This is a genomic window from uncultured Bacteroides sp., assembly GCF_937912035.1.
GTDB lineage: Bacteria > Bacteroidota > Bacteroidia > Bacteroidales > Bacteroidaceae > Phocaeicola.
On the sequence record NZ_CALDPF010000007.1, the window covers coordinates 57,357 to 70,032 of the forward strand.

Here is a 12,676-nt window from a genome sequence, read left to right on the forward strand (position 1 = left end):
TATAACAACATAAACCCATAAAACTATGTTTACAATTCAAGCTAACCCTTCAGGCACAAGAAGTCTGAACATATCGGAAGAAAATCTTAAGACAATAGAAAAATATTCTCTGTTCCAGCAACTTATTGACAGCAACGGTATAGTTGACGAAAGTGTTCTGGAGAAGTTAAAACTCAATATACGTTCCATTATAGGTTCGTCTGAAAACGACTGTAAGGACTTGCTTGACCTCTGTCTGAACGTGATTTATCACGACAATATGAAGGCTTTCGGTCTGCATCAGCTCATCATGCTGTACATCAACTGGGAGAGAGAAAAAGGTAATATCGAAGAAACAGAAGAATAAACCTTGAAAGAACATAATCTAACGGACTGGTTGCCTACGACCAAGAAAGAAGTAGAGCTAAGAGGATGGGATGAACTGGATGTCATTCTGTTCAGTGGTGATGCATATGTTGACCATCCGTCGTTCGGAGCTGCCGTGATAGGAAGAATGCTTGAGGCACAAGGACTTAAAGTTGCCATCGTACCACAGCCAAACTGGCGTGACGACCTTCGTGACTTCAAGAAACTTGGAAAGCCAAGACTCTTTTTCGGAATATCAGCCGGATGTATGGACAGTATGGTGAACAAATATACTGCCAACAAGCGCTTACGAAGCGAAGACGCATATACTCCTGACGGACGACACGACATGCGCCCTGAATATCCTACTATTGTATATTCACAGATATTGAAGAAACTCTATCCCGATGTTCCTGTCATTATTGGCGGAATAGAGGCTTCACTGCGTCGTCTTACCCACTACGATTACTGGCAGGACAAGGTCAGACAGTCTATTCTGTTGGATTCAGGTGCCGACCTGCTGATTTATGGTATGGGAGAAAAACCAATCACAGACTTATGCAGACACATGTCTGAAAATCCAACCATACCGACAGATATTCTTCAGACTGCATACGTTTGCAAAAAGGAAGAATTCAAGCCCGAAGAGAATGACTTGAGACTTTACTCTCATGAAGAATGCCTGAAAGACAAGAAGAAACAGGCTGAAAACTTCAGACATATAGAAGAGGAATCGAACAAATATGCAGCACAGAGGATTATCCAGGAGTCTGGCAAGAAAGTGGTTGTGGTAAATCCGCCTTATCCGCCAATGACTCAGGGCGAGCTGGATATGTCGTTCGACCTGCCATATACACGCCTTCCGCATCCGAAATACAAAAACAAACGTATTCCGGCATACGATATGATAAAGTTCTCCGTCAACCTCCACAGAGGATGTTTCGGAGGATGCGCATTCTGCACCATATCGGCCCATCAGGGTAAATTCATAGTAAGCCGAAGCAAGGAAAGTATTCTTAAGGAGGTGAAAGCGATAACAGAAATGCCAGATTTCAAGGGTTATCTGAGTGATCTTGGAGGCCCATCTGCCAACATGTATGCCATGAGAGGAAAGGACGAAAGTATGTGCCGCCGGTGCAAACGCCCTTCGTGCATTCATCCCAAAGTATGTCCTAATCTGAATACAGACCACAGACCACTATTGGACATCTATCATGCCGTAGATACACTTCCAGGAATCAAAAAGAGCTTTATTGGCAGCGGTGTGCGATACGACCTGCTTCTGCACGAAAGCAAAGACCCGGCTGTAAATAAAAGCACTCAGGAATATACTCGAGAACTGATAATGAAACACGTGAGCGGACGACTGAAAGTAGCACCTGAGCACACAAGCGACAAAGTGCTTTACGTCATGCGCAAACCTCCGTTCGAACAGTTTGAAAGGTTCAAGAAGATATTCGACCGCATAAATACGGAACATAACCTGCGCCAACAGATTATACCATACTTCATAAGCAGTCACCCAGGATGTACGGCTGAGGATATGGCAGAACTGGCAGTTATAACCAAAAGGCTTGACTTCCATCTGGAACAGGTTCAGGACTTCACTCCTACTCCTATGACTGTCGCTACAGAAGCCTGGTACACGGGTTATCATCCTTACACCCTCGAACCAATCTTCTCTGCAAAAACGCAGAAAGAGAAACTTGCGCAACGCATGTTTTTCTTCTGGTACAAGCCAGAGGAAAGAAAGAATATTATCAATGAATTGAGGCGTATGGGAAGGAATGACCTTATAGACAAACTTTACAAAAAGAGATAAAAAAGACGAGTGAAACAAACGATAATTCTTATGAATATTTTGTTTCACTCGTCTTTTATTATTCAACCTTCAACTCCACGACTTCACGTACAAGATACGTCCCATCATATTCAGCGGCAAAGCCTTCGTCCCACTTTCCGTTATATTCAAGTCTTAATGTAGCTTTTACAGGCTTGCCGTTTTTTTGACCTTTAGTTATTTTGTCATACTTTTCAAGCAACTGGCCGGTCTTGTCAACAATCCAGAACTCTCTGTCGCTGCCGGAAGGAGTAAACGCTCTTACTTCATGTCCTATTCTTAATTCGCCTTCCATGGTGTAAAGCAAGTCCATAGAGGTTGAATCCGTTTCAGTTTCACACAGTTCGATACTGTTTTCATCAAACAGCGGCGCATCCTGACCAATTTCCATAAAAACAGCCTTGTCCGGAGCATTATCGTATATTTCAAAATATCTCATTCCGCTATTACCCGTTCCCCAACCATTGCACGTACTCGGAACAGGTTCCTGCTTCTTCATACTGTCTATCATCTCAACATAAACACCGTCAGGGAGCATTACATATCTGCGTACCCCACTACGGCCGGAAGCCGTTTCTTCAAACCTGCATGTCTGACTTTTATCCCAGTCTGCGGAGCTTGAAAGTATATCTATAACATCGTCTATACGTTTATTCTTCAACTGGAATATTCTGATTAAAGCGTGAGGAGCAATATCACCATTCCTTACCATTACCACACCAGGAAGCAACGGATCGACCAAAAGCCTTATGTCACCATTACTTTGAGCCATCAGTTTCAAACCGGCTCCGGAAATTTCTTTCCATTCAAATCCTTCGTATGGTTTTCTTTGAGACAGCGATACAGATGTATCATTCTTACTTGCAGTCTTGCTTGCCTTATTACTGTAATTGCACGATGTGCAAACAAAAAATGCTAAAGGCAACAACCAAATAAATCGTTTCATAATCAATATTTTTATAGACAAATCAAATATACATTATAATTTTGACATAAACATATTGTTTAAAAATAATTCTCATAAATATACAACTAAGAGACTTTTCAGACATCAGACACATTGATAACAAATTAGCCTAAGAAACAACGACCATACAATCAATTATAATAATTTTACCATACTCCATGAATGCCTGTTTCAATATACTCTTTGTTTCATGACAATATAATTAATAAAAAACCACTAATTCATAATTTAAATATTACAAATCAGTGGTTTTTAAAATATTCAATATAGATTTCCTTTTATCTAAATCGGTTCATATTAAATAGTACATTTATATTCTAAATAATACACTTACTTATAAAAATAATATCATCTTTTGTCGTAAAAAAACATCTGACTTTATTTAACACAAGTAAAAACTTCTGTATAAATATTATCCTCAGATTCACCGTAAAGTTCTACCTTCATAGATGTTGAATTCATTTCCAATATACCTCCAATAATAGATTCATCAAAACCTTCATTAAAATCAACAACGTGCAAAATTCCTGTTCTACTAAATGTCCCATAATCTAGAGCTTCTAGCGATTCAAAATTACCAGGCAAATAACTAATTGGTCTGTCATAATCAACACCAACTAATACATTACCATCCAATTTAAAGTTAAACGAATTAACTTTATTCCAACTACCACTATCATTTAAGAATATGTCAACCTTAAATGAATTATTTCCAAGACTAGATATCTCAAACCTATTTACATAGCTATCATAATCTATCGATTCATCTTGACTTTCTTGTTTAGTATTCTTATCATAATCATAGCTAGCATAACTCTTCACATTCCACTTTCCTGGTATTATAGAGGCATCCACAATTACGCCATAAGAAGTTTCAGCCTTTTGTTCTATAATAATAGTAATACTATCATCACCACATATTATTGTAATTTGAGCCTTACGTTCTACACCTGTATAATTTTTCTCCAACGATATAGAAATCACGTTTTCTCCAGCATTTCCCTGTTCTGAACTTAAAGAGACCCAAGAATCTTCAGTTGAGGCAATCCACGAATCATTAGCAATAAACTTAATAAATTGACTACTTCCATCTTCATCAGCTTTAAATTGCATTACTGCAGAGGCACCATCTGCTAAAACAATTTCACTATCAGCAGTACTTGATTCTTCACTACATGAGCATAGAGCAAAAGCTGTAAAAAACACAATAAAATAAAAGACTTTCATACTTTCAATTTTTATTAGGCTCAATCAAATTTTAAATTCTCATCACACAACTGAGCCATTAACCTGCGTAACAAGAATATTTTATATACAAAAATAGATACATGCCCAATAAAGTATTTAAATATTCGTAAAAAAAATCCCACAAAATTCAACAATTCATAAAAAATGTACACATTTTACAATAATACAATAAAAGCTCTTTTACTTTCCGATAAAATAAAATGAATTTTGAAAATAAAAACGCTCTGATATTTTAATTGAGACGACTTACGTCTGCAATAAAATATCAAAGCGTTTAAGATATGCCTAATTCAGTATTCTATTTATTAAACTATCTATAAAAAGATATAGGTTATTCTGTTTAAAATAACAAAATCTAATCTCACTTTTTACTTTTTTCAAGCTCCTGAAGACTTTCCATCTTCTTAGTCTCAAGGAATTCGTATATACCGCAAAGATGTTCTTTAACCTTCTTGTTGCCGAACTCATAAACCTTGGTAACGAGTCCGTCGAGGAAGTCACGGTCATGTGATACCACAATCAGAGTTCCGTCAAAATCCATGAGAGCCTGCTTCAGTATATCCTTGGTTTTCATGTCAAGGTGGTTGGTAGGCTCATCGAGGATGAGCAGATTCACCGGTTCAAGCAGAAGTTTAATCATAGCCAGACGGGTACGTTCACCACCGGACAAGACCTTGACTTTTTTCATTGACTCTTCTGGACCACCGAACATAAATGCACCAAGCAGGTCTCTGATTTTATTTCTGATTTCGCCTTTAGCCACATCGTCTATAGTCTGAAACACCGTAAGATTTTCGTCAAGAAGCGAAGCCTGGTTCTGAGCGAAATAACCTATCTGAACATTGTGACCTAATGTTAGGGTACCCTCGTGGTCTATCTCGTTCATTATACATTTCACGAGAGTTGACTTACCCTCACCGTTCTTACCTACGAAAGCCACTTTATCGCCACGTTCTATCGTCAGTGTGGCATTGCGGAACACCACATGGTCGCCATATGTCTTTCCTACTCCATCCATTATCACAGGATAGCTTCCACTGCGTGGTGAAGGAGGGAATTTAAGCCTCAACGCCGAAGTATCTTCTTCGTCAACCTCTATCAGTTCAAGTTTCTCCAGCATCTTCACACGGCTCTGAACCTGAAGTGTCTTACTGTATGTACCCTTAAAACGCTCGATGAAATCCTTAGTTTCCTGAATCATCTTCTGCTGCTCTTCGTACTGCTTCATCTGCTGTTCGCGACGTTCCTTACGGAGAACAAGATACTGGGAATAGTTCACCTTATAATCGTATATTCGTCCCATAGTCACTTCTATAGTACGTGTAGTGATATTGTCGACAAACTTACGGTCGTGGCTTATAACGATTACGGCCTTCGCACTGTTGATCAGAAACTCCTCAAGCCACTGTATAGACTCGATGTCAAGATGGTTTGTAGGCTCGTCGAGCAACAATACGTCCGGATTTTGAAGAAGAAGTTTTGCAAGCTCGATACGCATACGCCATCCACCGCTGAAATCGCTCGTAGGACGATTGAAATCTTCTCTCATAAACCCAAGACCGAGGAGAGCCTTTTCTACATCTTCTTCAAAATGAGTCATATCTATGGCATAGAACTTCTCGCTCATGGCAGCCACTTTCTCTATGAGTGCCATATACGAATCGCTTTCATAGTCAGTTCTTGTAGCCAGTTCGTTGTTCATTGCCTCTATCTCTTTTTCCATCTCCTGAAGGTGAGCGAAAGCCTGAGATGCTTCTTCGAACACAGTTCTGCCATCTTCTGTCATGAGATGCTGTGGCAAATATGCTACAACACAATCTTTAGGTGTAGTGACTTTTCCACGTGTAGGCTGCCTTACTCCTGCCAAAATCTTTAACAAGGTTGACTTTCCTGCTCCGTTCTTTCCCATCAGGGCTATACGGTCTTTCTCATTGATCTGAAAACTAATGTCACTAAACAAGGTGGTACCGCCAAATTCAACGGTCAATCCATCTACTGAAATCATATAATTAAAAGTTTTTAGTTTGTGAGTTTATAAGTTTTTGAGTTGAACTGCAATTACAAAATAAATTGGCAAGCAGACGGGGATATTGTCCTTATCCACTTGCCAACACACATTTCATATAAAATTAATATTATGCCATAAGCAATATAAGCAATTGAGCCGTAAGAATACGCAAGAACATACTCAACGGATATACTGTAGAATATCCTACGGCAGGAGCATCATTGCTTGACACCTGGTTTGCATAAGCCAATGCTGGTGGATCTGTATTACTACCTGCAATAAGTCCCATCAGTGTATAATAGTTGAGTTTATGTCTCCAACGTGCTACAATACCCATGATAATAAGAGGTATTATAGTGATAAGGAAACCTATACCTACATAAAGAAGACCGTCTCCCTCTACTACTGTCTGTACGAAACTTCCACCTGCCTTAATACCTACACTGGCAAGGAACAAGGCCAAGCCAACTTCGCGAAGCATCAGATTGGCACTCATTGTAGTATAAGTAACAAGTTTTACTTTATGTCCGAAACGTCCTATAAGTATGGAAATGATAAGCGGACCACCGGCAAGACCTAACTTAATAGGTGTAGGTATTCCCGGAATTGCAAAAGGAAGGCTACCGAACAGAATACCACAAAGAATACCTATAAATATAGTAACTATGTTAGGATGGTCAAGACGCTTCAACTGATTTCCCAGCAAACCGGCTACACGTTCCACAGCATCTTGCGGACCAACAACCATCACACGGTCACCTACCTGAAGAGTCAACTGGCGTGATGCGAACAGGTCCATACCTGAACGGTTAACACGAGTGACGTTTACTCCATACATACTATTGAAATGCAATTCACCAAGTGTCTTACCGTTAATGTTGGACTGAGTGACAAGAATACGGCGTGACACCATCGGTTTGTCTGTTTTGCCTTGAGCTTCCCAATCAACATTCTGCACCTGAGGGCCAATGAATGTTATAATGGCCTCCGAATCATCTTCAGCACATACAATGAACATCTTGTCGTTAAGTTCCAAAACTGTATTTGCTGTAGGAATATATACGCAACCGTCGCTTTTCATTATTCGGGAACAAACGAAATCGCGCGCAAGGAAATTACGTACCTGTAAAACCGTCTTACCCTGCAAAGCTTCGTTATGAACCTCAAGATTGAGGAAGAAAGGTTTCAGATGAGGATTGGCTTCTTCACCACGCTTGATTTCCTCTTCCTCCTTGCTTAAATCTATCCTGCATATTATACGTATGAGAATCATTGACAAGATAATACCCATAACTCCCAACGGATAAGCACAAGCATATCCCATGGCTATCTGAGGTCCGTTATAGTTAATCTGTGTCAAAGCTTCGTTAGCGGCTCCAAGACCAGGAGTATTGGTTACGGCTCCACATAGAATACCTACCATCATAGGTATATCCACCCTGCCCTGAAGTGCGAAATACAGTATCAAGGCTACAGCTATGTTCAGCGCCACTATGCCTACAGCAATCATATTCATGGCTACGCCGCCTTTCTTGAATGAAGAGAAGAAAGAAGGTCCGACCTGAAGACCAATACAGAACACAAACAAAATTAATCCGAAGTCTTGAACAAAATTAAGAATTGATGTATTTCCGGTAAATCCGAAATGCCCTACCAAAATACCTACGAACAAGACAAATGTAACCCCCAGCGAAATGCCGAAGACTTTAATTTTTCCCAATAACACACCCGCTGCTATAACAAAGGCATAAAGAGCAACTATATGGGCTATGGAATCGGGATTGAATAACAAATCACTTAACCAATTCATAGTTTATAAAATAACACATAAATAATTTCCAGCAAAAGTAGTTAAAAAACAATAAGGTATCAAATTAAACAGATTAAAAGTAACAAATCCTAAACTTTTTTTGCCATATAGAGTTTACAATAGTCTAAAAATATCTTCTGCATTATAAAATAAATGTTTATACATCGTGCATTTCCCGAGAGAAAATGGTTGAGATTGGAAGAAATTTGTATCTTTGCCTGAAATGGTACTAAAATAATCAAGTACAAATTTAAAATATAACCTATTTATATAAACCTAATCAACTATGGCAGATAGTAAAGAAAAACTCTTTTCCGATTTCCCTTCCGTAAGCACACAGGAATGGTTGGATAAGATTACAGTTGACCTTAAAGGCGCTGATTTTGAAAAGAAGTTGGTATGGAAAACCAACGAAGGATTTAAAGTAAAACCTTTTTACCGCAAAGAAGATCTTGAAGGACTGAAAACAACAGAAGGACTTCCCGGAGAATTCCCATACGTAAGAGGAATAAAAAAAGACGACAATACTTGGTTCATACGTCAGGACATAAAAGTCAATGATCCGGCCGAAGCAAATACCAAGGCTCTGGAATTGCTAAACAAAGGCGTTGATTCACTTGGATTTAAAGTAAAGGCTTCTGATTTAAGTACCGAATATATAGCCACACTGCTGAAAGACATCTGTTGTGACTGTGTAGAACTGAACTTCTCTACATGTCAGGGACATACAGTAGAACTTGCAGAATTACTTGTAGCTTATTTCAAGGAAAAAGGATACGATCCTAAGAGTTTGCAGGGTTCGGTCAACTTCGACCCTATCAGCAAGATGTTAGGCAAAGGCAAAGACAAGAGCATGCTTATCGCAAAAGCTAAAAAACTTATTGAGACGTTAGCAGAATTCCCTAAATTCCGTTGCATTACCGTAAACTGTGTTGACCTTAATAATTCCGGTGCATATATTTATCAGGAATTGGGATATGCACTATCTTGGGGTAATGAATATCTGAATCAGATGGTAGAGGCAGGTGTTCCTGCCGCTCTAGCCGCAAAGAAAATAAAATTCAACTTCGGTATCAGCTCAAACTATTTCATGGAAATCGCCAAATTCCGTGCAGCTCGTATGCTTTGGGCTAACATCGTTAAAGAATATAATCCTCAATGTCCTCGTAAAGACTGTTCTAACACTGGTGCAGACGGTACTTGCTACTGCGCTTGCAAGATGGTTGCACATGCTGAAACATCTAAATTCAATCTTACACTTTTCGATGCTCATGTAAATCTGCTCCGTACTCAGACTGAAGCCATGAGTGCCGCTCTGGCAGGTGTAAACTCTATCACTGTTACTCCTTTCGACAGTGTTTACGAAACTCCTAACGAATTCTCTGAACGTCTGGCACGCAACCAACAGTTATTGCTCAAGGAAGAATCTCACCTCAACCGTATAGTTGACCCGGCAGCCGGCTCATATTATATAGAGAACCTGACAGCTTCTATTGCCCAGCAGGCATGGAACCTGTTCCTGGCTACTGAAGACGAAGGTGGTTTCCTTGCAGCTGTAAAGGCTAACAAAGTACAGGAAACTGTAAATGCCAGCAACAAGGCTCGTCATGAGGCTGTTTCTAAACGTAAGGAGATACTCCTCGGTACAAACCAGTATCCTAACTTCTCTGAAATGGCAGGCGAAAAGACTCCAGAAGAATGCAAGTGCAACTGCGGATGCAGCCACGGAACAGAAGAAGCTGCTCCTTATATGGCTCTTGACAAGTCACGTGCAGCAAGCGAATTCGAAGCTCTCCGTCTGCAGACAGAACATTCAGGCAAGCGTCCTAAAGCATTCATGCTCACTATCGGTAACCTTGCTATGCGTCAAGCCCGCGCACAGTTCTCTTGCAACTTCCTTGCATGTGCCGGATATGAGGTTATCGATAACCTCGGATTTGCTACAGTAGAAGAAGGTGTAGAAGCTGCAATGAAGGCTAATGCAGATATCGTAGTGATGTGTTCAAGCGATGATGAATATGCAGAATACGCAATCCCTGCATTCAAGGCACTGAACGGACGTGCAATGTATATCGTAGCAGGTGCTCCGGCATGCATGGACGACCTGAAAGCAGCAGGTATAGAGAACTTCATCCACGTTCGCTGCAACGTATTGGAAACTTTAAAAGAGTATAACGAAAAGTTAGGAATTAAATAACTATGAAACCGAATTTCAAAAACATCGATATATATGCCGGATTCCAGCCTAAGAACGGTATGGAATGGCAGAAAGCCAATGGCATCGAAGCCAATTGGAGAACACCGGAACAGATTCAGGTAAAACCGGTCTATACAAAAGAAGACCTTGAAGGAATGGAACACCTTGACTACGTGGCAGGTATTCCTCCTTATCTTCGCGGCCCTTACTCAATGATGTACACTTTCCGTCCTTGGACTATCCGCCAGTATGCAGGATTCTCTACAGCCGAAGAATCAAACGCATTCTATCGCCGTAACCTTGCATCAGGACAGAAAGGTCTTTCAGTAGCATTCGACCTTCCTACTCACCGCGGTTATGACCCTGATCATCCACGTGTAGTGGGCGACGTAGGTAAAGCCGGAGTATCAATCTGCTCGCTAGAAAACATGAAGGTTCTGTTCGACGGTATTCCATTGAACAAGATGTCCGTATCAATGACCATGAACGGTGCGGTACTTCCAGTTATGGCATTCTATATCAATGCCGGACTTGAACAGGGTGCGAAACTTGAAGAAATGGCAGGTACAATCCAGAACGATATCCTTAAGGAGTTCATGGTGCGTAACACATATATCTACCCACCAGCATTCTCAATGAAGATTATCTCTGACATCTTCGAATATACTTCACAGAAGATGCCTAAGTTCAACTCAATCTCTATCTCAGGTTACCACATGCAGGAAGCAGGTGCTACAGCAGACATCGAGTTGGCTTACACTCTTGCCGACGGTCTTGAATATCTCCGTGCCGGTGTAGCAGCAGGTATCGACATTGATGCCTTCGCTCCTCGCCTCTCGTTCTTCTGGGCTATAGGTATGAACCATTTCATGGAAATTGCGAAGATGCGTGCCGCACGTATGCTTTGGGCTAAGATTGTAAAACAGTTCAATCCTAAGAACCCTAAGTCATTGGCATTGCGTACTCACTCACAGACTTCAGGATGGTCGCTCACAGAACAGGATCCGTTCAACAACGTAGGCCGTACTTGTATCGAAGCTATGGCTGCCGCACTTGGTCACACTCAGTCACTACATACAAACGCGCTTGACGAAGCCATCGCACTTCCTACAGACTTCTCTGCACGTATCGCACGTAACACTCAGATTTATATCCAAGAAGAAACTCAGATATGCAAGAACGTTGACCCATGGGGCGGTTCTTACTATGTTGAGGCTCTTACAAACGAACTTGCTCACAAGGCTTGGGAACACATTCAGGAAATCGAACGTCTGGGCGGTATGGCCAAGGCTATCGAAACAGGTATTCCTAAGATGCGTATCGAAGAAGCTGCAGCCCGCACTCAGGCACGTATCGACTCTGGCGAACAGACTATCGTTGGTACAAACAAATACCGTCTTGAAAAAGAAGACCCAATTGATATCCTTGAAGTGGACAACACAGCCGTTCGTCAGGAACAGATTGAAAACCTCCGCCGCTTGAAGGAAGGCCGTAACCAGGCTGAAGTTGACAAGGCTCTTGCAGCAATCACAGAATGTGTGAAGACCGGTAAGGGCAACTTGCTTGAACTTGCAGTTGAAGCTGCACGAGTTCGCGCTACATTGGGAGAAATCTCAGATGCTTGCGAAGTGGTAGTAGGACGTTATAAAGCAATAATCAGAACAATATCAGGCGTGTATTCATCAGAAAGTAAGAAAGATGCAGATTTCGCAAGAGCTTGCGAACTGACAGAAGAATTTGCGAAGAAAGAAGGTCGCCGCCCACGTGTAATGATTGCCAAAATGGGTCAGGACGGACACGACCGTGGTGCAAAAGTTGTAGCAACAGGTTTCGCTGACTGCGGTTTCGACGTTGATATGGGACCATTGTTCCAGACTCCGGAAGAAGCAGCACGCGATGCAGTGGAAAACGACGTTCATGCAGTAGGTGTTTCTTCACTTGCGGCAGGTCATAAGACTCTTATCCCACAGATTATCGCAGAGCTGAAGAAACTCGGCCGTGAAGATATCCTTGTATTCGCAGGAGGTGTAATACCTGCACAGGATTATGACTTCCTCTATAAGGCAGGCGTTATGGCTATCTTCGGTCCTGGTACATCAGTAGCAAAATCTGCTTGCCAGGTTATGGAGCTGTTGATGGAAACTGAAGAGTAATATTCTATAAGTCAGAAATAAATTATCCGGCCTTTATATGCTGCTTAAATGGTAATTAAATACTATTTAAACAGTGTTTAAAGGCCGGATTTTTATTACTTTATCAAA

At 41.0% G+C, this 12,676-nt stretch carries 8 protein-coding genes; 4 read left to right on the forward strand and 4 right to left on the reverse strand.

Annotated features, from left to right (window positions below):
• Positions 1-25: 25 nt before the first annotated feature.
• Both Q0486_RS01070 and Q0486_RS01075 read left to right on the forward strand, forming a co-directional pair.
• The gene (locus Q0486_RS01070) at positions 26-346 is read left to right on the forward strand and encodes a hypothetical protein (protein WP_204443025.1); all 321 of its coding nucleotides are present in this window, start codon (positions 26-28) and stop codon (positions 344-346) included.
• A 3-nt stretch (positions 347-349) separates the two neighbouring features.
• A complete protein-coding gene (locus tag Q0486_RS01075; RefSeq protein WP_299229492.1) occupies positions 350-2,167 on the forward strand; it encodes a YgiQ family radical SAM protein in 1,818 nt (605 codons plus the stop codon).
• A gap of 58 nt (positions 2,168-2,225) precedes the next feature.
• Here the strand turns inward: Q0486_RS01075 and Q0486_RS01080 are convergent, their stop codons facing one another.
• The 4 genes from Q0486_RS01080 to Q0486_RS01095 all read right to left on the reverse strand — a co-directional run bounded on the left by Q0486_RS01080 (position 2,226) and on the right by Q0486_RS01095 (position 8,218).
• The gene (locus tag Q0486_RS01080; RefSeq protein WP_299229495.1) at positions 2,226-3,131 is read right to left on the reverse strand and encodes a hypothetical protein; all 906 of its coding nucleotides are present in this window, start codon (positions 3,129-3,131) and stop codon (positions 2,226-2,228) included.
• A gap of 399 nt (positions 3,132-3,530) precedes the next feature.
• Positions 3,531-4,379: a BACON domain-containing protein gene (locus tag Q0486_RS01085; protein WP_299229498.1), complete on the reverse strand. Its 849-nt coding sequence runs from the start codon at positions 4,377-4,379 to the stop codon at positions 3,531-3,533.
• Between the two features lie 382 nt (positions 4,380-4,761).
• Complete coding sequence (locus Q0486_RS01090) at positions 4,762-6,405, reverse strand: ABC-F family ATP-binding cassette domain-containing protein (protein WP_299229501.1); 1,644 nt, start codon at positions 6,403-6,405, stop codon at positions 4,762-4,764.
• Positions 6,406-6,535: 130 nt separating this feature from the next.
• Positions 6,536-8,218, reverse strand: a complete 1,683-nt coding sequence (locus Q0486_RS01095) for a putative transporter (RefSeq protein ID WP_299229504.1) — start codon at positions 8,216-8,218, stop codon at positions 6,536-6,538.
• A gap of 286 nt (positions 8,219-8,504) precedes the next feature.
• Between Q0486_RS01095 and mutA the strand changes: the two genes are divergently transcribed.
• On the forward strand, positions 8,505-10,415 hold the full coding sequence (mutA, locus tag Q0486_RS01100) for a methylmalonyl-CoA mutase small subunit (RefSeq protein WP_299229507.1): 1,911 nt from the start codon (positions 8,505-8,507) through the stop codon (positions 10,413-10,415).
• Between the two features lie 2 nt (positions 10,416-10,417).
• Positions 10,418-12,568 (forward strand): methylmalonyl-CoA mutase, encoded by a 2,151-nt coding sequence (gene scpA / locus Q0486_RS01105; protein WP_154043648.1) that lies wholly within the window; start codon positions 10,418-10,420, stop codon positions 12,566-12,568.
• Positions 12,569-12,676: the final 108 nt, after the last annotated feature.

Excerpts from the sequence above, each read along its gene's own strand:
- Q0486_RS01070 (WP_204443025.1), top strand. The coding sequence starts at position 26 with ATGTTTACAATTCAAGCTAACCCTTCAGGCACAAGAAGTCTGAACATA.
- Q0486_RS01080 (WP_299229495.1), bottom strand. The coding sequence starts at position 3,131 with ATGAAACGATTTATTTGGTTGTTGCCTTTAGCATTTTTTGTTTGCACA.
- Q0486_RS01085 (WP_299229498.1), bottom strand. The coding sequence starts at position 4,379 with ATGAAAGTCTTTTATTTTATTGTGTTTTTTACAGCTTTTGCTCTATGC.
- Q0486_RS01090 (WP_299229501.1), bottom strand. The coding sequence starts at position 6,405 with ATGATTTCAGTAGATGGATTGACCGTTGAATTTGGCGGTACCACCTTG.
- Q0486_RS01095 (WP_299229504.1), bottom strand. The coding sequence starts at position 8,218 with ATGAATTGGTTAAGTGATTTGTTATTCAATCCCGATTCCATAGCCCAT.
- mutA (WP_299229507.1), top strand. The coding sequence starts at position 8,505 with ATGGCAGATAGTAAAGAAAAACTCTTTTCCGATTTCCCTTCCGTAAGC.
- scpA (WP_154043648.1), top strand. The coding sequence starts at position 10,418 with ATGAAACCGAATTTCAAAAACATCGATATATATGCCGGATTCCAGCCT.